Below are 20,215 nucleotides of genomic sequence, written 5' to 3'. Positions count from 1 at the left end.
TACGGATGGCAGGGAGAGCGCAGACGCCTGATCGCGTGACGTCCTTGAACGGCGGTGGGGCGTCATGACCGCGACGCCCGGCGATCCCGGCGCCCCGCCGCGCCTCGACCTCGCCGGTCAGACCGTCGTGGTGATCGGCGCCAGCGCGGGCATCGGGTTCGAAACCGCCCGCCAAGTGCGGGAACGGGGTGGCGGGCTGATCCTGGTCGGCCGCAATCCGGAACGGCTGGAACGAGCCGCACACGAACTCCACCCGGTCGGGACGGCGGCGTTCGATGCGACCGACGCCGACCGCCTCCAGCAGTTCTTCCAGGACCTTCCCGGGCCCGTCGACCATGTGATGGTGACGGCCGGCAGCCCTTCCTACCGGCCCCTGTCCGGCATGGATCTCGACGCCGCCCGCCGGGAGTTCGGGGAGCGGCTCACCCTGACACTCGGCGTCGCCCTCCACAGCCGCGACAGGGTCCGCCCGGGAGGCACCCTGCTGTTCATGAGCGGCACCGGCGGCCGACGTCCCGGTGTCGGCATGAGCATCGTGTCGGCCCTGACGGCCGCACTGCCCGCCCTCACCGCCAATCTGGCGCTCGAACTGGCGCCGATCCGGGTGAATGCCATCGCCGCGGGCTTCGTGGACACGCCCCTGTCGGCCTCGCTGCTGGGCGATCAGCTGGATGCCCGGCGCGAGGAGTTGCGCGCCACGCTTCCCATCCGACGGGTGGTCGGCCCGGAGGACGTCGCCGCGCTGGCCGTCCACCTCATGTGCAACGACGCCCTCACCGGTGGCACGTACGACATCGACGGCGGGCAGCAGCTCCTTCCCCACTGACGCGCCGGGCGTGACTGATGTGCCGAGCGTATCCGGGGACAAGGCAATGAATTCTGTGCATTCCACGGCGACGAATTCCGGGTGACGGGCCGAGCACGGATTCACGGGAAGCATGGAGATGATCAGCAGGAGAAATCCCCGGAGGGACCTCGGAAAGTGAGGTTGACCAGCATGATCGGGTGCCGGCGGAGCGTCGGCCCATTCATCGGGGGAGAGGAAAGTCCGGCTACGGCGATGTTTTTCTGATGGTGCCGTCAATCGCTTTCTAGATGGTGCCGTCGATCCTCATCCGGGGTATCCCGAGCACCGATGGGCGGTAATCAATGATCACCCATAAAATGGGTACTGCTGACGCACCGGCGTGCCGGACAGGCGCATGGAGCCGGTGCGGAAGGGTGAGCGACCGGGGGACGGAATGCCGATGGAACAGGCTGCCAGTCCGGCGCGGACCGTCATCCTGACCGTGGACGACGACCCGGGCGTATCGCGCGCTGTCGCCCGCGACCTGCGGCGCCGCTACGGCGAGTCGTACCGCATCGTGCGCGCGGAGTCCGGCGAGTCCGCCCTCGCCGCCCTGCGGGAGCTCAAGCTGCGCGGCGCGCCCGTCGCGGTGATCGTGGCCGACTACCGGATGCCGGAGATGGACGGCATCGAGTTCCTCGAGCAGGCTCTCGACATCCACCCCGGCGCCCGGCGGGTGCTGCTGACCGCGTACGCGGACACCGACGCGGCGATCGACGCGATCAACATCGTCGACCTGGACCACTACCTCCTCAAGCCCTGGGAGCCGCCCGAGGAGAAGCTCTACCCGGTCCTCGACGATCTCTTGTCGGCCTGGCGGGCCAGCGACCACCGGCCGGTGACCGTCACCAAGGTCGTCGGACACCGCTGGTCGGCTCGCTCGTCGGCCGTACGGGAATTCCTGGCCCGCAACCAGGTGCCCTACCGCTGGTACTCGTCGCAGGATCCGGAGGGCCGGCGGCTGCTGTGCGCCGCGGGCGAGGAGGGGCTGCGGCTCCCGCTGGTGATCGCCCCGGACGGTACGGCCCTCGTCGAGCCCGAGGACCGCGAGCTCGCCGCCCATGTCGGCCTCGCGACGACGCCGGGAACGGACTTCTACGACCTCGTCGTCATCGGCGGCGGACCGGCCGGTTTGGGCGCGGCGGTGTACGGGGCCTCCGAGGGCCTGCGGACCGTCCTGGTGGAACGCTCCGCGACCGGGGGCCAGGCGGGCCAGAGCTCGCGCATCGAGAACTACCTCGGCTTCCCGGACGGCGTGTCCGGGGCACAGCTCACCGACCGGGCCCGGCGCCAGGCGTCGAAGTTCGGCGCCGAGATACTGACCGCGCGCGAGGTCACCGGGCTGGAGATCAACGGCGCGTCGCGCGTCGTCCGGTTCTCGGACGGATCCGCCGTCGCCGCGCACGCCGTGATTCTTGCGACCGGCGTGTCGTACCGGCAACTGAACGCACCCCAGGTGTCCGAGCTGACCGGCTGCGGAGTGTTCTACGGGTCGGCGCTGACCGAAGCGGCCGCCTGCCAGGACCAGGACGTGTACATCGTCGGCGGCGCGAACTCCGCCGGCCAGGCCGCGATATACCTGGCCCGGAGCGCCAAGTCGGTCACCGTACTGGTGCGGGGGGCGTCCTTGTCCGCGTCGATGTCGCACTATCTCGTCCAGCAGGTCGACGAGACGCCCACGATCTCCGTGCGCACGAACACGGTCGTCGACGCCGCCCACGGCTCGGGTCATCTGGAACGGATCACCGTACGCGAGACGGCGACCGGCCACACCGAACTCCTCGACGCCCAGTGGATGTTCGTCTTCATCGGTGCCGCCCCGCTGACCGACTGGCTGGAGGGCACGGTGCTCCGGGACTCCCGCGGGTTCATCCTGACCGGCCCCGATCTGACCACGGACGGGCGCCCGCCGGCCGACTGGGAGTTGGACCGGCCGCCCTACCACCTGGAAACGAACGTCCCGGGCGTGTTCGTGGCCGGCGACGTCCGCGCCGAGTCCGCCAAGCGTGTCGCTTCCGCCGTGGGAGAGGGAGCCATGGCGGTCATGCTCGTCCACCGATATCTGGAGCAGTCATGAACGGCCGGCCGATGCCGTGCAGCCGGGAGGAACTGGGCTCGCTGTTCCTGTTCGAGAAGCTGGCCCCCGACCAGATCACCCTGCTCTGCCGCGAAGGCCGGGTGGAGGAGTTCGCACCCGGGCCGGTGTACGAGGAGGGCGACCCCGCCACATGCTTCTTCGTGCTGCTCGAAGGGACCCTCGTTCTCTCGCGCCGGATCGGGGACTACGAGGTGGAGACCAACCGGAGTTCCAGCCGCGGGGTGTACGCGGGAGCCTTCCAGGCCTACCTGGGAGACCGGCTGCCGCAGGTGTACAACAGCTCCCTCCGCGTGCTTACGCCCACACGTTTCTTCGTGCTGCCCGCGGAGAGCTTCGCCGCGCTCATGCGTGACTGGTTTCCGATGGCCGTACACCTGCTGGAAGGCCTCTTCTTCGGCGTCAAGAGCGCCCAGGAGGCCGTCGGCCAACGAGAACGGCTCCTGGCCCTCGGGTCGCTGTCCGCGGGGCTGACCCATGAGCTGAACAACCCGGCCGCCGCGGCCGTGCGAGCCACCTCCGCGCTCCGCGAGCGGGTCGCCGGAATGCGCCACAAGCTCGGCACCATCGCGGCACGCTCGTACCGCCGCGGCACCCTGGAGGCGCTCGTCGACATCCAAGAGCGCACGGCCGAGCGCGTCGCCAAGGCCACCGACCTCAGCCCGCTGGAAGCATCGGACCGGGAGGACGCCCTCTCCGACTGGCTGGACGACCACGGCATCGGGGACGCCTGGCAGCTCGCGCCGACCTTCGTGCAGGCCGGCCTGGACACCGACTGGCTGGACCAGATCGCCGCGGCCCTGGACGACGACACCCTCGAAGGGGCCGTGCGGTGGCTCAACTGCACCGTGGAGACCGAGCTGTTGATGAACGAGATCGAGGAGTCGACCACCCGCGTCTCGGCCCTCGTCACGGCGGCCAAGCAGTACTCGCAACTCGATCGAGCGCCCCACCAGGTCACCGACATCCATGCACTGCTGGACAGCACCCTGCTGATGGTCTCCGCGAAGATCGGCCCGCGCATCACCGTCGTCAAGGACTACGACCGCAGCCTGCCGCCGATCCCGGCCTACCCCAGCGAACTCAACCAGGTGTGGACGAATCTGATCGACAACGCCGTCTCGGCGATGAACGGCACGGACGCGGACGGCACATTGACGGTGCGCACCGCGCGCGACGGAGACCATCTGCTCGTCGAATTCCGCGACACCGGTCCCGGAGTTCCCGCGGAGATCCGCGACCGCGTCTTCGACCCGTTCTTCACCACCAAACCGGTGGGTGAGGGCACAGGTCTCGGCCTGGACATCTCCTGGCGCATCATCGTCAACAAACACAACGGGGACCTGCGGTTCGATTCCGTCCCCGGCGACACCCGCTTCCAGGTACGCCTGCCGCTGGCCCCCGCCGACCCCAGTTCCCCACAGGAGCCGTCATGAGTTCACCGCACGGAATTGACCCCGCCGTCCCACCCAGCGGAACCGGCTGCGCCGAGTGCGACGCCGGTGGCGGCTGGTGGTTCCACCTGCGACGGTGCGCACAGTGCGGCCACATCGGCTGTTGCGACTCTTCACCCGCCAAGCATGCGACGGCCCATGCCCGGGACACCCGGCACCCGGTGATCCGCAGTTTCGAACCGGGCGAAACCTGGTTCTACAACTACGAGACCTCGGACATGTACGCCTCGGGGCCGCCCCTGGCTCCTCCTGAGAGCCACCCCGCCGACCAGCCCACCCCCGGCCCCGCCGGACGCGTCCCGGCGGACTGGGCCGACCGTCTGGCATAGGCCGGCCCCACCCGGCCGTGGCACGCCGGACAGACCCTAGAAGTGCGCGGCGCCCGCGGCTATCGCCGTCCGGATGCGGTGGTACGTCCCGCAGCGGCAGATGTTGCGGATTTCGTCGAGGTCGGCGTCCCTGATCTCGCGGCCCGCGGCCCGGGCCTCCTTGACCTTGGCGACGGCGGCCATGATCTGGCCGGGCTGGCAGTAGCCGCACTGCGCGACATCGTGCTCCAGCCATGCCTCCTGCATGGGGTGCAGGTCCTTGCCGACGGTGGCGGGCAGCCCCTCGATCGTGGTGATCTCGTCGTCGGGCTTGATGTCCTCGACCGGTACCGAGCAGGGGTTGAACGCCTTGCCGTTGATGTGGCTCGTACAGGCCTGGCAGACGCCGAGCCCGCACCCGTACTTGGGCCCGGTGACGCCCAGGACGTCCCGGAGTACCCACAGGAGGCGTACGTCGCCCTCGATGTCCACGGTCACGGGCTTGCCGTTGAGGATGAAGGTGTGTTGGGGCACGGTTGCTCCTAGTACGCGCGGCTCAGGCCGTCGGTGGGCGAGGCGGGGATCGGCGGCGTGGTGGGCAGCGGGTCGAAGCCGAGCCGCTCGCCGTGGTTGAGGGGGAAGGTCGTGGGCATCGTGCCGGTCGCCCGGCCGTACGCGCAGGCGATGGCCGCCATGGCTCCGGCCACCGCCAGTTCGCCCGCACCGCCGGGCTTCCCGGTGGTGGGAGGCATGACGATGATCTCCTGTTCGGGCGGCGTGTTCCACTGCCGGGTATAGAAGTAGTTGTCCCAACTCCCTTCCAGGAAATGCCCGTTCCGGAGATGGAGCCCGGAGCTGAGAGTGATCGCGATGCCGTCGGAGATGCCGCCCATCATCTGGGCCTGCAGCCCGCGGGGGTTGACCGCGAGGCCGACGTCGACGGCACAGACGACCTTGGTGACGCGCGGCCCCGTGTAGGCGTCGCGGATCTTGCGGCCGGTCGTCTCCGGCCGGCAGTCGATCTCGGCGAGGACGGCGACGTACCCGTGGTATTCGGGGTGGACGGCGATCCCCTGGGCGGTCCCCGGGGCCATGGTGCGGCCCCACCTGCCCACCTCGGCAACCTTCTCGAGTACCGCGCGGGCCCGCTCGTCCTTCAGGAGCCGGCGCCGGAACGCGTACGGGTCCTTGCCCATCCGCCTGGCCAGTTCGTCGACCACGAGTTCCTGCGCGCAGCGGACGTTGGGCGAGTAGATGTTGCGCATCGAGCCGGTGTGGAAGCCCTTGTCCACCTCGTTGAGGAGTTGGGTGGTGACGCCGAGGTGATAGGGACTCTGCTGGGTGAGCGTGAAGATCGTCTCGGAGAACGTCAGGTCGCCGACCGGCAGTTGGGCTGCCGTGGAGGTGATGATCTCGCCGAGGCCGTGACCGAAGTCGGTGGCGACGGACGTATGCCGCTGCTCGTAGCTGAGCACCTTGTCCAGCGCGTACGTGGCCCGGACCCGGGACGTGGCCATCGGGTGCGTGCGGCCCTGGCGGAAGTCGTCGGTGCGGTGCCACATGAGCTTCACGGGCTTGCCCATGGCCTGCGAGATCTCCGCGGCCTCGCGGGCGGCGTCGTGGAAGAGCTTGCGGCCGAACGAACCGCCGCCTTCGGTGACATGGACCTTGACGGCGGTGACCGGAAGGCCGACCTGAAGCGCGATCTGCTCCTGCGCGACGATCGGCGACTTCAGGCCGGCCCAGATCTCGGCCGAGTCCTTGCGCACATCGGCGATCGCGCAGTTCGTCTCCAGGGCGCTGTTGCTCGCGAAGTGGAAGGTGAAGCGGGCGTCGACGGCCTTGGTCAGGGGCTCCAATGCCGGTACGGCGAGCGGGAGTTCGGCCTTGTGGAGTTCCTGGAGGACGGTCGCGTCGGTGGCGTCCTCGGCACTTCCGGGGCCCCAGGCGACCTTCAGGGCGCGCACCGCGTCGATGCACTGGCCGAAGGTGCGCCCGCGCACGGCGATGCCGGTCGAGACGCGGACGACGTCGGTGATGCCGGGCATGCCCCGGACCTCGGCGAGGTTCTCCGCCGCGCGGACGGTTCCGTTGATCGTCGGCGGCCGGCACACCATCGTCGGCAGGGCATCCGGCACGTGCAGGTCCATCGCGAACTTCTTGCGGCCCGTCACCGCCGCCAGCGCGTCGACGCGCCGGTGCCCGACGCCGATGACCTTGAATGCGGAGGCCTCCTTCAAGGCCACCGAAACCCGGGCGGTGGCCACGCTCGCGGCCTTCTCCGCCAGCTCGCCGTACGACAGGCTCTTGCCGGCCGCGGAGGTGATGACGCCCGCCTTGACGGTCAGGGAACCGACCACCTCCCCCAACTCCAGCGCCGCGGCCTCCAGAAGCCGCCCCCGGGCTATGGCGGCCGCCACCCGGATCGGGGTGTACGTGGAGATCGTGGTGTTCGATCCGCCGGTGAGCTGGTTGAACAGCAGCTCGGGCCGGGCGTCCGCGAGCGTCACCCGGATCTTGTCCAGGGGCAGATCCAGCTCCTCCGCGATCAGCATCGCGCTCGACGTGGTGATGCCCTGCCCGACCTCCGCCCGGGGCAGTGCGAAGGAGGCCGTTCCGTCGGTGTCGATCCGGATGGTGATCAGGTTCGCCGTCGGCAGCGCCGCGTGGGTCAGCATGTCGTTGAGGTCGTAGATCTCGGAGGGCCCGGGAAGCGACGGCACCGCGGCGGAAGCCTCGGCCGGGGCCACGTACTCCTCACCGATCTGTGCGGCCACGGTCAGCGTGGTGGCCGCCACCACGTACCCCAGGAACCGTCGGCGAGTGAACTCCGCTGAATCCGACTCGGCTTCGTCCTGCTGCGAACGGCTGCGCACACCCATCGACTGTCCTTCCGGCGAACGATTGAAGATCAACAATGAACGGTGAACCCCGCACGGAACGGGCCCGGCCGCCGGGCGTCCTGCCACGCGGCGGACAGGTGTGGCGCCCGGCAGGTTCCGGTGCCGGATCTGCGGCGGGGGGCTCCATGGAGTCCGGCCGTGAACAGCCGACTGAATACGGCCGGGGCGTGATTTCCCTGGGCCGTGAGGCAGCGGTAGGTGTTCACCCGATCTCCTCTGACCAGACACGAATTGTGCGCATGCCGCATTCGTGAGGCCGCGTCGCGACGCGCTGACCGAGATATTCATGGGCCTGGCCTGGCTCTCGCCGTAGGCGGTCGGCGGAGAAATCTACCCGCTGGTTGTGCCCACGCACAATCGAGCGGCGCCTACGATGCCCCCGTGCTACCGCAGTTGGCGGACGGCCCTGCGCCCTGGGGGCGCCTGACCCCGCGATCCGTTGTGCATCGGATACCGGCTTCGTCATCGATTGCGATACCCGGAAATCTCCCCGTCACATGGCGACAGCAGCCGTGAAATACGGCGTGCTTAGCGTTTCCGTCGCGGACCGGGAAACGGGCCACCCCTCCGGCACCGTCCGCCCTGACGCAGACATCGGACACCCACACCGGCACGGGCCGTACTGCGCTCTCGAGCCGCCCGCGCCCGGACACCCCCGAGCGGGTTCCCACTCCCTCCCCTCCTGCCAACGGTGCCAAGCGGGGATCCGTACGGCCGCCGGCTGCCCACCCGCCCGTACGGCACACCACAGGGCCCATCACCTCAGGAGACGTGGCATGAGTGTTCCCTCACCACCAGCGGCGGAAGAGGCGCTGCGCGGTCCGGCGCCCGAAGCGCGGCCGGACGCCGAGGGGTCGGCGGCCGAGGAGACCCTGGAGGACTACACCCTCCGGTTCGCGCCCCGCAGTTACCGGCGCTGGACCCCGGCGGTGGTGGCGACCACCGCACTCGGCGGCATCGCCTACATGGCCGACTTCTCCATCGGTGCCGGTATCGGCCTCACCCACGGCACCGGGAACGCGCTCGCGGCGATCGCCGTCGCGGCAGCGGTCATCTTCCTCACCGGCTTTCCCCTCGCCTACTACGGTGCCCGCTACAACATCGACCTGGACCTGATCACCCGCGGCTCCGGGTTCGGCTACTACGGGTCGGTGCTGACCAGCGTCATCTTCGCCAGCTTCACCTTCATCTTCTTCGCCCTCGAAGGCTCGATCATGGCGCAGGGCCTGAAACTGGGGCTCGGACTGCCGCTGTGGCTCGGGTATCTGATCTCCACCCTGCTGGTGATCCCGCTCGTGGTCTACGGAATGAAGGCACTGAGCAAGCTCCAGGTGTGGACCACGCCGCTCTGGCTGCTTCTGATGGTCGGCCCCCTGCTGTATCTGGTCATCACCGATCCCGGCACGGTCCACCGCTTCCTGTCCTACGCCGGGAGCGACGGCACCGGCGGCATCGAAACGGCCCCGGTGCTGTTGGGTGCGGGCGTATGCCTCTCGCTGATCGCGCAGATCGGCGAGCAGATCGACTATCTGCGGTTCATGCCGCCCAAGACCCCGAAGAACAGGCGTAGTTGGTGGACGGCAGTGGTCATGGCCGGTCCCGGCTGGGTGGTGCTCGGTGCTCTGAAGCAGGCCATCGGGGTGTTCCTGGCGGTGTACATCCTCGCCGAGGTCGGGCCCGCCGCGGCCACCGAGCCCATCCAGCAGTTCCGCGGCGCCTTCGCCGCGATGCTGCCTTCCTGGCTGGTGATTCCGCTGGCCGTGGTCCTGGTCGTGATCAGCCAGATCAAGATCAATGTGACCAACGCGTACTCGGGATCGCTCGCGTGGACCAACTCCGTCACCCGGATCACCAAGCGCTACCCCGGCCGTATGGTCTTCGTTCTCCTCAACCTGGCATGTGCGCTGACGCTGATGGAGACCGACATGTTCAGCGTCCTCAATTCCGTCCTCGGGTTCTACTCCAACTGCGCGATCGCCTGGGTCGTCACCGTCGCCACCGACATCATGGTCAACAAGTACCTGCTCGGGCTCTCCCCACGGGTGCCCGAGTTCCGCCGGGGCATGCTCTACGCCGTCAACCCCGTGGGTGTGGTGGCGTTCGTCGCCGCTTCCGGCCTGTCGATCGCCATGTACTTCCACGCGCTCGGCGACACGCTCCAGCCGTACTCGCCGGTCGCCGCGGCCCTGATCGCCTTCGTCCTCACCCCGCTGACGGCGGTGCTGACCAAGGGCCGTTACTACCTGCGCCGCACCGACGACGGCATGGCGGAACCGCTCCTCGACCCGGACGGCAATCCCACCGCCACCACGTACTCGTGCCATGTGTGCCGCCAGAGCTTCGAGCGACCGGACCTGGCCGCCTGCCCCGCCCACGACGCGATGGTCTGCTCCCTGTGCCTGACCACCGACAAGACCGGCGCGCACCTCCTTCCCCCGGAGCGCGCCACGACCTGAAAGCGCCCCGGGAGGCCGCCGCGTCCCCTCTGTCGCCCCCCGTCGCCCCCGTCGCCGCCTCGGTGCCGACGGGGGCGACGGGCATGTCACCATGTGATGACATCGCATGGTGACATCGTCGACAGGAGGACTCCGCCGTGGAAGCCGCAGGTACGACCCGCTCGCCGAGGGAACGGCTGCTGGTGCCGGTGCTGCTCTCGGTGGGGATGCTGGTGGCGATCATCAGCAGCCTCGGTGCGCCGCTGATCCCGACGATCGCGCAGGTGGACCGGGTGTCCCTGAGCGTGGCCCAGTGGTCGTTGACGGTGACGATGCTGGTGGGCGCGGTGGCCACGCCGCTGATGGGGCGGCTGGGGGACGGGCCGCACCGCCGGAGAGTGATACTCGGCGGGCTGGCGGTGGTGCTCGTGGGCAGTCTGCTGGCGGCGCTGCCGACAGGTTTCGCCGGGCTGGTCGTGGGGCGGGCCCTCCAGGGCGTCGGCATCGGGCTGACCCCGCTGGCCATGGCCGCCGCCCGGGACGCGCTGCCGCCCGAGCGCGCCCGGCACGCGGTGGCCACCCTCTCCCTCACCTCTGCCGCCGGAGTGGGGCTCGGCTACCCGCTCACCGGGGTACTCGCCGAGTACCTGGGGCTGCACTCCGGATTCTGGTTCGCGGCGATCGCCACGGCGCTGGCGCTGGCGGCCCTCTGGGCGGTCCTCCCGCCGTCGTCGCAGCGGCCCGGACATCCGTTGGACGTCCTGGGGGCGCTCCTCCTGGCCGCGGGCATGGCCGGACTGCTCTACGCGACCACCGTGGGCGGGCGATGGGGCTGGGGATCCGCGCGGCTGCTCGGGCTGATCGCGGCGTCCGTGCTGCTGCTGGCCTGGTGGGTGGTGCACGAGCTGCGTACCGCTCATCCGCTGGTCGACGTGCGACTGGTCCGTGACCGGGCGGTGCTCGCCGCGGATCTCACCGCGCTGATCTCCGGCGTGGCGCTGTATGTGATGTTGGCGCTGGTGACCCAGTACGTGCAGACGCCGAAGGCGGCCGACTACGGATTCGGTGCCTCGGTCGTGGTCGCGGGTCTGGTGCTGGTGCCCTTCTCGGCGGCCAGCATGGTGTCCGGCCGCCTGGTGCGGCTGGTCTCCCGCAGCGTCCCGCCCGCCCGGCTGCTGCCCCTGGGCTGCCTTGTCTCCCTCGGCGGAACGGTGCTCTTCGCCTGCGCGCGGACCGGGCTGTGGGAGGTGTTCGTCACCATGGGGCTCATCGGTCTGGGCACCGGCGTCACCATGTCCGTGATGCCGGCGCTCATAGTGGGCGCGGTCCCGGCGCACGAGACCGGCAGCGCGATGAGCTTCAACCAGGTGGTGAAGTACATCGGGTACGCCATCGGCAGCGCGTTCAGCGCGGCCGTCCTCGCGCACCACACGGGCGCCGGGGGACTGCCCACGGACGACGGCTACGGCGTGGCCGCCCTCTCCAGCTGCGCGGTCTGGGTGGTCACCGCCCTGGCCGGATACCTGCCGGCCCGCGCGCCGCGCCCGGCCACCGCGTCCCGGCGGGTGCCGCGGGCCCGCGGGACGGCACCGGCCGCCGGAACACATAAGGTGGCCGTGACGGAGCGTGAGATCGCAGCGCGGGCGGACACGGAGGGGCATCGGTGAGCGGGAGACAGGAGGCGCGCCGCCGGGATTCCGCGCACAGCCGCGAGTCGCTGCTGCGGGCGGCGGGCGAACTCTTCGCGGAGCGCGGGTTCGACGGCACCACCACCCGGGACATCGGCCGGCGGGCGGGTGTGGATCCCGCCCTCATCGCACGCTACTTCGGGGGCAAGACGCAGCTGTACCTGGCCACCGTCGAAGCCGAGCGGGGCGACGCGGTGCTCGGCGACCTGTTCGACCCGGACCGGCTGCTGGACGTCCTGGAGCGGGTCGACCGCAAGGGCCTCGTCCCGATCCTCCAGGTCGCCGTCCAGCGGCTGAGCGATCCGGAAGCCGAGGCGGCCGCCCGCGCGGCGCTGCACGACCGGCTGGTGGAGCCGCTGTACCGGCGCTTCGTCGCCGAAGGGAAGGAACGGCCCCGGCTGCGGGCCGAGATGGTCGTCGCGGGGGTCATGGGCATCGTGCTGGGGCGACGGTCCGGCAGCTTCGACGAACTCGGCACGGTGGAACGGGGCGAGCTGTCCGTCCTGCTCAGGGAAGCCCTCACCGGCGGATACTGACGCGCCATCGGCTCCCGTCCCTGAGACGCGGGGTGGCGCACCGCGGGCCGGGGGAGCGCAAAGGCCCCCCGTTCCGCCGGTGCGGGAAACGGGGAGCCTCGGGCGCGCGGCGCCGGGCGGCTCAGGAGTTGAGCTCCTCCAGCGTCCTGCCCTTCGTCTCGACGGCGAACAGTGCGATGACCGCACCCACCGCCGCGACGCACGCCAGCTGGGCGAAGACCAGCGTCAGGCTGCCGCCCGCCCCCAGGATCGCGCCGACGACGATCGGGCCGAGGATGACGCCCGCCCGGTTCCACAGCCCGCCGAAGGCCGCGCCCTTGGCGCGGTTGCGCGTCGGGTACAGCTCGGGGGAGTAGAGGTAGAGCCCGGCGTTGATCGCATACACGAAGAACGTCGTGCAGGACGCCAGCGCCGCCACCTGGCCCCCGGAGACGGCTCCGGCCACTGCGAGGGTCCCCACCGCCAGTGCGGTACCGCCGAACGCGACCACCAGGGCCGGCCGCCGGCCGACCCGGTCGATCACGAGCGCGACCGCCAGCGTCCCGAGCAGGCCGGTGATGTTGCTGAGCAGCGTATAGACCAGCGCGGTGGTCAGGTCCAGGCCGAAGTTCTTGGTGTACAGGGACGGCAGCCAGGTGGAGATGCCGTGGTTGACGTAGTACGCGACGAACCAGAGGCCGGAGACGACCACGGTGCGGCGCAGGTAGCGCCCGCGGAAGAGTTCCCGCAGGCGTCCCTGGGAGCTGTCCGTGACCGCGGTGGCGGCGGCCGGCTCGGGAAGCGGGGCGGCGGTGGCACGCTCCACCTCCGCCTCGATCCGTGCCAGGACCCGCTCGGCCTCCTCCGTCCGGCCGCGCGCCAGCAGCCAGCGCGGGGACTCGGCGACGTGACGGGGGAGGACGGCGGCGATCAGCACGGGCAGCCCGCCGGCCACGAACATCGCCCGCCAGCCGAGGTGGGGCACCACCCACACGGCGACCAGGCTGGCGACGGTCAGACCGGCCGGGAAGATCATCTCGTAGAGCAGCACGAAGCGGCCCCGGCGGTCCGAGCGCGCGATCTCGTTGATGTAGGTGGCGGCGACGGGGACGACACCGCCGATGCCCAGACCCTGAACGAACCGGAAGAGCGCGAACGTCTCGATGCCGGTCGCGAGGGCGACGGCGAGGCTGGCGACCGCGGTGACGGCGACCCCGAGGGCGACGGTCCGGACCCGGCCGATCCGGTCGCCCAGCGATCCGGCCGCGAGAGCGCCCAGGAGCATGCCGATCGAGGCGGCGGTCAACGCGAAGGTGGCCTGCCCCGTCGTGAGGTGCCAGTCCCGCACGAGGACGGGGAGTGCGGAGGCGGCCAGCAGCTGGTCGAACGCCTCGAAGAAGGTGACGGCGCCGATCAGGAAGCGGACCTTGACGTGCCAGCGGGAGTGCGGCAGTCGTTCGAGCCGTGCGGCGATCGATCCTGCTGATCCCGCGGCTGGCCGTCCGGCCACAGTCGTCATGAAGGTTCCTTCCGCGAACAGAGAAGATGCCGAGACAGTAGGAACAGTTGCCTAAGCGGTCAATAGTTAATGGCAAAGATAATTTTCGGTGTCGCAGGCCTTGCCGTCGAAATACTTAAGCACTTAGATTTCTAGCCCTCAGAGTCGCAGCGCTCGCCGCTGCAAGGGCTCCGGGTCACACCCATCCGCCGACCGGTCCGGGAGGTCCGCCGTGCCTCGTTTCTCCACCGACATCCTGATCGGGGGGCAGTGGCGCCCCGGTGCGGGCGCCCCGATCGAGACCGAGGACCCGGCCACCGGCCAGGTCATCGCGTCCCTCCGGGCGGCCTCGGTGGAAGAGGTGGACGAAGCGGCCCGAGCCGGCGCGCGCGCCGCCAACGACCCGGCCTGGCGCGACCTGCTGCCCCACCGGCGCGCCAGGCTGCTGCACCGCATCGCCGAGCTGATCGAGGACGCCGCGGACGAACTGGCCGCCGTCCAGACCGCCGACACCGGCAAGACCCTCGCCGAGACGAAGGCCCTCGCGCTGAGCGCCGCCGCGACCTTCCGCTACACCGCGGCCGCCCTGGAGACGGCCGAGGACGCCCTCACCCCCGCGCGCGGCGCGTACGTCACGATGAGCGTGTACGAGCCGATCGGCGTCGTCGCGGCCATCAACCCGTGGAACTCGCCGGTCGCCAGCGACGCGCAGAAGATCGCCCCCGCGCTCGCGGCCGGCAACGCCGTCCTCCTCAAGCCCGCCGCCTGGACGCCGTTGGTCTCCCTCGTCCTCGGGCGGCTGATCACCCGCGCGCTGGACGAACTGGGCCTGCCGACGGCGCTGTTGTCCGTGCTGCCGGGCAGCGGCCGGGTGATCGGCGACGCGATCGCCGGCCACCCCCTGGTCGGCCGCATCGGCTTCACCGGCGGGACGGACACCGGCCGGGCCATCGCCGCGGTCGCCGCCGCCAAGCTGATCCCCGCCTCGCTCGAACTGGGCGGCAAGTCCCCCACCATCGTGCGGGCCGACGCGGACATCCAACAGGCCCTGGCCGGCGTGCTGTTCGGGATCTTCTCCTCCAGCGGCCAGTCCTGCATCGCCGGATCGCGGCTGTTCGTCGCCCGCGAGATCTACGACGAGTTCGTCGGCGAACTCGTCGCCCGCGTAAGCAAGTTGCGCGTCGGTGCCGGTACTGCCCCCGGCACCCAGGTGGGCCCGCTCGTCCACCACCGGCACCGCGACGCCGTCGCCGCGTACGTGGACCTCGCCCGCGAGGAGGGCGGCCGGATCCTGTGCGGCGGCGCCGCACCCGAGGGCGACGCCTACAAGGACGGCGCGTACTACCTGCCGACGGTCATCGACGGGCTCCCCAACACCGCCCGGGTGTGCCAGGAGGAGATCTTCGGCCCCGTGCTGATCGCCCTGCCCTACGACGACGAGGACGACCTGGTATGCCAGGCCAACGACTCGGTGTACGGCCTGGCGTGCGGCATCTGGACCCGCGACCACCGGGCGGCCTGGCGGCTGGCGCGCCGCATCGAAGCGGGCACCGTCTGGATCAACACGTACAAGCAGTTCAGCATCGCCACCCCCTTCAGCGGGATGAAGGACAGCGGCCTCGGCACCGAGAAGGGCCGTGACGCGATCCGCGCCTACCAGCGGCAGAAGTCCCTGTACTGGGGCACCTCCGACGCGCCCCTCCCGTGGGCCGGATAGACCCGCCCGCGCCCTGACACTTCGCCCCTGCCCCCAGCTCCCGGAGACGGTCATGCCCCAACCACCCATCGCCCGACTGCGCGCCCTGCGCTCCGTCGAGCTGCTCACGCCCACGTTCGGCGACGCCGCCGACTTCTACGCCGAGGCGTGGGGGCTCGAGGTCGTCGAGTCTGCGCGCGACGCCGTATGGCTGCGCGGCACCGGTGCGGAGCACCACGCGCTCCAGCTGACCCGCTCGCACCGCGTCGGCCTCGGCCGGATCTCCTTCGCCGTCGCCACCCCCGCCGAGGTCGACGAGGCGGCCCGCCGGCTGCTCGCCCGCGGCATCACGCCCGTCGCCGGGCCCGGCCCCCTCGACCAGGTCGGCGGCGGCTACGGCCTGCGCTTCACCGACCACGAGGGCCGCCTGATCGAGCTGTCCGCCGAGACCTGGGCCGTCCGGCCCCGCGGCCGGGACGAGGCGGTCCCGGTCGGGGTCACCCACGCCGTCCTCAACACCACCGACATCGACGCGTCCGTCGCCTTCTACTGCGACGTCCTCGGCCTGCGCGTGTCCGACTGGTCCGAGCACCAGATGGCCTTCCTGCGCTGCAACGCGGACCACCACTGCATCGCCTTCAACCAGGCCGAGTGGGCCTCGCTGAACCACATCGCCTACGAGATGACCTCGGTCGACCACTTCATGCGGGGGCTCGGCCGGCTGCGCCACCACGGCATCACCCCCCAGTGGGGACCCGGCCGGCACGGCCCCGGCGACAACACCTTCTCCTACTTCACCGACCCCACCGGCCTGGTCTGCGAATACACCTCGGATGTCGCGCAGGTGGTGGAGGACCGCTGGATCGCCAAGGTGTGGCGGCGCACCCCCGAACTGTCCGACCTGTGGGGCACCGCGGGCCCGCCCTCCCCGGAGATCCGCTGCCATATGGCGGGCACCCCCGATCCCGGCCCACTCGCCGCCCCCGCCCCCGCCGAGGAGACCGCATGACCACCACCCCACGCACGCAACAGGTCCGCAAGGTCGGCGTCGTCGGCTGGGGCGCCATCGGCCGCGTCGTCGGCACGGCCCTCGCCGAACAGGGCATCCCCGGCGCGGCGCTGGAGTGCATCATCGACAACCGCCCCCTCGGGGACAGCGCACCCGCACCGCAGCTCACCTTCGAGGAGGCCCTCCAACGCTGCGACCTGATCGTGGAGGCGGCGGGACAGGGCGTCATCCGCGAATGGGGCGAGCGCGTCCTCGCCTCCGGCACCGACCTGCTGATCGCCTCCACCGGCGCACTGACCGACGAGGAACTGGCCAAGCGGCTGCTCGCGGCGGGACCGGGCCGGGTCTACTTCACCGGCGGCGCCGTCGGCGGCCTCGACCTCCTCCAGGCCGTCCGCTCCCTCGGCCCGCTGCACGAGGTGCGCCTGACCACCACCAAGCTGCCCGCCACCCTAGAACAGCCCTGGATGGACGAGGAGTTGCTGACCCGGATGCGGACGGCGACCGGGCCGGTCGAGGTCATGGCGGGCACCGCCCGCGACATCCCGGTGAAGTTCCCCAAGTCGACGAACGTCGCCGCCTCGGTCGCCCTGGCCGTCGGCGACCTCGACGCAGTGCGGGTCCGGGTCGTCGCCGACCCCGGAGCGCACCACACCCGGCATGTCATCGAGGCGTCCGGGAGCCACGGGACGTACCGCTTCGACGTCGCGCATCTGCCCGACCCGGGCAACCCGGCGACCAGCCAGGTCGTGCCGTACGCCGTGCTGCGCAGCCTCGCCGCGCTGGCCGGACGGACGGGACAGATCCTGTGACGGCCGCTGTGCACGCGGACACCACGACGGCGGCCGGGCCCGCCCTGCACGTCGAAGAGGCCGGCGACCGGGGGCCGCTGCTGCTGTGCCTGCACGGCATCGGCTCCTCGTCGGCCGCGTTCGCACCGCAGCTCGCCGAACTGGGACGCTCCGCGCGCGTCGTCGCCTGGGACGCCCCCGGATACGCCAGGTCGGCCGACCCCGAAGGCCCGTTGACCCTCGACGACTACGCCGACACGGCGGCCGGACTGATCCGTGCGCGGGGCGGCAACGCCCATGTCCTGGGGGTTTCCTGGGGCGGAGTGATCGCGCTGCGGCTCGCCGTCCGCCATCCGGAGCTCGTCGCGTCCCTCATCGTCGCCGACTCCAGCCCGGGATCCGGCACCGACCCGGCAAAGGCGACCGCCATGCGGGCGCGGGCCACCGAGCTGGCCGAGTCCGGGCCCCGGGCGTTCGCCGGACGGCGCGCACCCCGCCTGGTGTCCGAACGGGCCCCCGCCGCACTCGTCCAGCGCGTGACCGACACCATGGCGGAGGCGGTCCGCCTGCCGGGCTACGGCTACGCCGCCGAGTCGATGGCCGCCGCCGACCTGCGCGGCGAACTGTCCCGGATCACCGCCCCCACGCTCGTCCTCTGCGGCGACCAGGACCGCGTCACCGGCATCGATGCCTCCCAGGCCCTCGCCGGTGCCGTCCACAAGACCGCCTACGTGATCGTCAAGGACGCCGGTCACCTGGCCAACCAGGAGCAGCCCGCGCACTTCAACGCCTGGGTGCTCGCCCACCTCCGCATCACCGCGGGTATCCCCGAATAGGAGCTCACCATGCCGCTCACCACCACCGCATACGACAACGGCGGCGACCTCGCCGCGTACACCGACTCCCTGATCGCCACGAAGGAGTCCCGCGTCGCCGACTTCAACACCCTCTCCTTCCAGGAGAAGGCGGGCCCGCAGTACCGCCGCGGCCAGATCCGGTACGTCGGTTCCGGCGCCACCGGCAACCACGAGAACGACAGCCGCATCATCCCGTCGGGCGGCTTCACCTTCTCCAACATGCTGCTGCCGCCCGGCGCCGAGGGCCCCGAGCACACCCACCACGACGTCGAGGAGGCGTTCTTCGTCCTGGAGGGCCGGGTGCGCGTCGGCATCCACCGGGGCGAGAACGAGGTGGAGTACCGCACCCTCGGCTACCGCGACATGATCGTCGTCCCGGCGGGTGTGGCCCGTTCCCTGAAGAACGAGGGCGACACCGACGCGCTGTTCTGCGTCGTCATCGGCACGCAGAAGCCGCAGGTGCCGACCTACCCCGAGCACTCGCCGATGCACGGCGTCACCCGTGACTGAGCAGCCCGCGACCGGCGGCCGCAGCGTCGTCGTCACCGGTGCGGGCCGTGGCCTGGGACTGGCCATGGCCCGCCGGGCCGGCCAGGACGGCTTCCGGGTCGTCCTGGCCGAGCTGGCGGAGGAGCGGGGCCGGGCCGCCGCGGAGCGGCTGCGCGCGGAAGGCATCGACGCCCACTTCACGCGCTGCGACGTCGCGGACCCGGCCTCGGTGGAGCAACTCGCCCATTTCACAAGCGAGTTGGGACCTCTCTATGGCCTGGTCAACAATGCGGCGCTCGCCAACGGCGTGGGCGGCAAGGAATTCCAGGACATCGACGTCGAGGCGTGGGACCGGCTGATGACGGTCAACGCCCGCAGCCCCTGGCTGGTGTCCAAGGCCCTGCTGCCGCAGCTCCTCGCCCACGGCGGCCCCGGCCGCATCGTCAACCTCGCCTCCGACGCGGCCCTGTACGGCTCCCCGCGGCTGGCCCACTACGTCGCCTCCAAGGGCGCCGTGATCGCCCTGACCCGGGCCATGGCCCGCGAACTCGGCGACAAGGGCATCACCGTCAACGCGGTCGCCCCCGGCCTGACCGAATGCGAGGCCACCGAGACCGTGCCCGCCGAACGGCACGACCTCTACCGCCTGAACCGGGCGGTCTCCCGCCCCCAGCAGCCCGACGACCTCACCGGGACCGTCGCCTTCCTGCTCGGTGAGGAGTCCCGCTACCTGACCGGACAGGTGATCGCCGTCAACGGCGGTTTCACCATGCACTGACCACTATGCGCTGACCACCCTGCACTGACCACGGTGCACTGAACAACAGGAGACAACAGTCATGGATCTGGGCCTCGCCGACCGCACCATCGTGGTCACCGGCGGCAGCTCGGGCGTCGGCCTGGCCACGGTCCGCGCCCTCCTCGACGAAGGCGCGAACGTCGCCACCTGCGGGCGCGACGCCGACCGGCTCGACCGGGCGGCGGCCGGCCTCGGCAGCGACCGGCTGCTGACCGGCGTGTGCGACGTACGCGACCCGGACGCCGTACGCGAGTTCATCCAGCTCGCCGCCGGCACGTTCGGCGGTATCGACGGACTCGTCAACAACGCGGGCCAGTCCCGGATGAAGCGCCTGGACGAGACCACCGCCGACGACTGGCGCGACGAGCTGGAGCTGAAGTTCAGCGGCGTCCTCAACCCGCTGCACGCGGCCCGCCCGCACCTGAAGGCATCGCCCGCCCCCAGCGTCGTCAACGTCAACGCGGTCCTGGCCAAACAGCCGGAGACCCGCCTGATCACGACGAGCGCCGCCCGCGCGGGCATTCTCAACCTCTCCAAGTCCCTGTCCGCCGAACTCGCCACCGACGGCATCCGGGTCAACTCCGTATGCCTCGGCCTGATCGACACCGGCCAGTGGACCCGCCGCCACGCCGCGGCGGACACGAGCCTGACCTACGAGGACTGGCAGGAGCGGCTCGCCACCGACCGCGGCATCGCACTCGGCAGACTCGGCCGGGCCGAGGAGGTCGCCTACCCGATCGTCACGCTGCTCTCGCCCCGCGCCTCGTACATCACCGGCACTAGCATCGACGTCTGCGGTGGCGTCGGCCGGTCCATCCTCTGAGGAGACCT

Annotated in this window: 17 protein-coding genes; 14 read left to right on the top strand and 3 right to left on the bottom strand. The window is 70.9% G+C overall.

Features of this window, described 5'->3' with window-relative positions; all coding sequences use genetic code 11:
* Positions 1–64: 64 nt before the first annotated feature.
* The 4 genes from AC5677_RS02210 (at position 65) to AC5677_RS02195 (ending at position 4,725) form a co-directional block, all read left to right on the top strand.
* Positions 65–826, top strand: coding sequence for an SDR family oxidoreductase (locus tag AC5677_RS02210; protein ID WP_497193281.1), 762 nt, complete (start codon positions 65–67; stop codon positions 824–826).
* A gap of 421 nt (positions 827–1,247) precedes the next feature.
* Positions 1,248–2,924, top strand: a complete 1,677-nt coding sequence (locus tag AC5677_RS02205; protein ID WP_497193280.1) for an NAD(P)/FAD-dependent oxidoreductase — start codon at positions 1,248–1,250, stop codon at positions 2,922–2,924.
* Positions 2,921–4,378, top strand: a complete 1,458-nt coding sequence (locus AC5677_RS02200) for an ATP-binding protein (protein ID WP_497193279.1) — start codon at positions 2,921–2,923, stop codon at positions 4,376–4,378. Before AC5677_RS02205 ends, AC5677_RS02200 begins: the two co-directional genes overlap by 4 nt.
* A complete protein-coding gene (locus AC5677_RS02195) occupies positions 4,375–4,725 on the top strand; it encodes a UBP-type zinc finger domain-containing protein (protein WP_497193278.1) in 351 nt (116 codons plus the stop codon). The genes AC5677_RS02200 and AC5677_RS02195 overlap by 4 nt, the downstream gene beginning before the upstream one ends.
* A 36-nt stretch (positions 4,726–4,761) precedes the next feature.
* Here AC5677_RS02195 and AC5677_RS02190 read toward each other — a convergent pair whose 3' ends face one another.
* Both AC5677_RS02190 and AC5677_RS02185 read right to left on the bottom strand, forming a co-directional pair.
* Positions 4,762–5,238, bottom strand: a complete 477-nt coding sequence (locus AC5677_RS02190; RefSeq protein ID WP_497193277.1) for a (2Fe-2S)-binding protein — start codon at positions 5,236–5,238, stop codon at positions 4,762–4,764.
* Positions 5,239–5,246: 8 nt separating this feature from the next.
* On the bottom strand, positions 5,247–7,586 hold the full coding sequence (locus AC5677_RS02185) for a molybdopterin cofactor-binding domain-containing protein (protein WP_497193276.1): 2,340 nt from the start codon (positions 7,584–7,586) through the stop codon (positions 5,247–5,249).
* Positions 7,587–8,383: 797 nt separating this feature from the next.
* Here AC5677_RS02185 and AC5677_RS02180 point away from each other — a divergent pair.
* The 3 genes from AC5677_RS02180 to AC5677_RS02170 all read left to right on the top strand — a co-directional run bounded on the left by AC5677_RS02180 (position 8,384) and on the right by AC5677_RS02170 (position 12,266).
* Positions 8,384–10,063 carry a purine-cytosine permease family protein gene (locus AC5677_RS02180; RefSeq protein ID WP_497193275.1) on the top strand — a complete coding sequence of 560 codons (1,680 nt, stop codon included), beginning with the start codon at positions 8,384–8,386 and terminating at the stop codon, positions 10,061–10,063.
* Between the two features lie 137 nt (positions 10,064–10,200).
* Positions 10,201–11,709 (top strand): MFS transporter, encoded by a 1,509-nt coding sequence (locus AC5677_RS02175; protein ID WP_497193274.1) that lies wholly within the window; start codon positions 10,201–10,203, stop codon positions 11,707–11,709.
* On the top strand, positions 11,706–12,266 hold the full coding sequence (locus AC5677_RS02170) for a TetR/AcrR family transcriptional regulator (RefSeq protein WP_497193273.1): 561 nt from the start codon (positions 11,706–11,708) through the stop codon (positions 12,264–12,266). Before AC5677_RS02175 ends, AC5677_RS02170 begins: the two co-directional genes overlap by 4 nt.
* 121 nt (positions 12,267–12,387) lie before the next feature.
* On the opposite strand, the gene AC5677_RS02165 is transcribed toward AC5677_RS02170, so the two are convergent.
* Entirely contained in the window at positions 12,388–13,764 is a 1,377-nt protein-coding gene (locus AC5677_RS02165) for an MFS transporter (RefSeq protein WP_497193272.1), read from the bottom strand.
* 211 nt (positions 13,765–13,975) lie between these two features.
* Between AC5677_RS02165 and AC5677_RS02160 the strand changes: the two genes are divergently transcribed.
* The 7 genes from AC5677_RS02160 to AC5677_RS02130 all read left to right on the top strand — a co-directional run bounded on the left by AC5677_RS02160 (position 13,976) and on the right by AC5677_RS02130 (position 20,207).
* The gene (locus AC5677_RS02160) at positions 13,976–15,460 is read left to right on the top strand and encodes an aldehyde dehydrogenase family protein (protein ID WP_497193271.1); all 1,485 of its coding nucleotides are present in this window, start codon (positions 13,976–13,978) and stop codon (positions 15,458–15,460) included.
* Positions 15,461–15,512: 52 nt separating this feature from the next.
* The gene (locus AC5677_RS02155) at positions 15,513–16,448 is read left to right on the top strand and encodes a VOC family protein (protein WP_497193270.1); all 936 of its coding nucleotides are present in this window, start codon (positions 15,513–15,515) and stop codon (positions 16,446–16,448) included.
* The gene (locus AC5677_RS02150) at positions 16,445–17,260 is read left to right on the top strand and encodes an aspartate dehydrogenase domain-containing protein (RefSeq protein ID WP_497193269.1); all 816 of its coding nucleotides are present in this window, start codon (positions 16,445–16,447) and stop codon (positions 17,258–17,260) included. The genes AC5677_RS02155 and AC5677_RS02150 overlap by 4 nt, the downstream gene beginning before the upstream one ends.
* Positions 17,257–18,075: an alpha/beta fold hydrolase gene (locus tag AC5677_RS02145; protein ID WP_497193268.1), complete on the top strand. Its 819-nt coding sequence runs from the start codon at positions 17,257–17,259 to the stop codon at positions 18,073–18,075. Before AC5677_RS02150 ends, AC5677_RS02145 begins: the two co-directional genes overlap by 4 nt.
* Before the next feature lie 9 nt (positions 18,076–18,084).
* On the top strand, positions 18,085–18,606 hold the full coding sequence (locus AC5677_RS02140) for a cupin domain-containing protein (protein ID WP_497193267.1): 522 nt from the start codon (positions 18,085–18,087) through the stop codon (positions 18,604–18,606).
* Positions 18,599–19,363: an SDR family oxidoreductase gene (locus AC5677_RS02135; protein WP_497193266.1), complete on the top strand. Its 765-nt coding sequence runs from the start codon at positions 18,599–18,601 to the stop codon at positions 19,361–19,363. The genes AC5677_RS02140 and AC5677_RS02135 overlap by 8 nt, the downstream gene beginning before the upstream one ends.
* A gap of 61 nt (positions 19,364–19,424) precedes the next feature.
* The gene (locus AC5677_RS02130) at positions 19,425–20,207 is read left to right on the top strand and encodes an SDR family oxidoreductase (RefSeq protein WP_497193265.1); all 783 of its coding nucleotides are present in this window, start codon (positions 19,425–19,427) and stop codon (positions 20,205–20,207) included.
* The last annotated feature ends 8 nt before the right edge of the window (positions 20,208–20,215 follow it).

This window comes from Streptomyces sp. JLSY215 (assembly GCF_059682825.1).
Note: the sequence above shows the minus strand (reverse complement) of the source record. Positions and strands in the feature narration are given on the sequence as shown.

What these genes read in the sequence shown, in the direction of transcription:
- AC5677_RS02205 (WP_497193280.1), top strand. Translation starts at nt 1,248, where the DNA reads ATGGAACAGGCTGCCAGTCCGGCGCGGACCGTCATCCTGACCGTGGAC.
- AC5677_RS02180 (WP_497193275.1), top strand. Translation starts at nt 8,384, where the DNA reads ATGAGTGTTCCCTCACCACCAGCGGCGGAAGAGGCGCTGCGCGGTCCG.
- AC5677_RS02155 (WP_497193270.1), top strand. Translation starts at nt 15,513, where the DNA reads ATGCCCCAACCACCCATCGCCCGACTGCGCGCCCTGCGCTCCGTCGAG.
- AC5677_RS02130 (WP_497193265.1), top strand. Translation starts at nt 19,425, where the DNA reads ATGGATCTGGGCCTCGCCGACCGCACCATCGTGGTCACCGGCGGCAGC.
- AC5677_RS02140 (WP_497193267.1), top strand. Translation starts at nt 18,085, where the DNA reads ATGCCGCTCACCACCACCGCATACGACAACGGCGGCGACCTCGCCGCG.
- AC5677_RS02195 (WP_497193278.1), top strand. Translation starts at nt 4,375, where the DNA reads ATGAGTTCACCGCACGGAATTGACCCCGCCGTCCCACCCAGCGGAACC.
- AC5677_RS02200 (WP_497193279.1), top strand. Translation starts at nt 2,921, where the DNA reads ATGAACGGCCGGCCGATGCCGTGCAGCCGGGAGGAACTGGGCTCGCTG.
- AC5677_RS02185 (WP_497193276.1), bottom strand. Translation starts at nt 7,586, where the DNA reads ATGGGTGTGCGCAGCCGTTCGCAGCAGGACGAAGCCGAGTCGGATTCA.
- AC5677_RS02165 (WP_497193272.1), bottom strand. Translation starts at nt 13,764, where the DNA reads ATGACGACTGTGGCCGGACGGCCAGCCGCGGGATCAGCAGGATCGATC.
- AC5677_RS02210 (WP_497193281.1), top strand. Translation starts at nt 65, where the DNA reads ATGACCGCGACGCCCGGCGATCCCGGCGCCCCGCCGCGCCTCGACCTC.
- AC5677_RS02150 (WP_497193269.1), top strand. Translation starts at nt 16,445, where the DNA reads ATGACCACCACCCCACGCACGCAACAGGTCCGCAAGGTCGGCGTCGTC.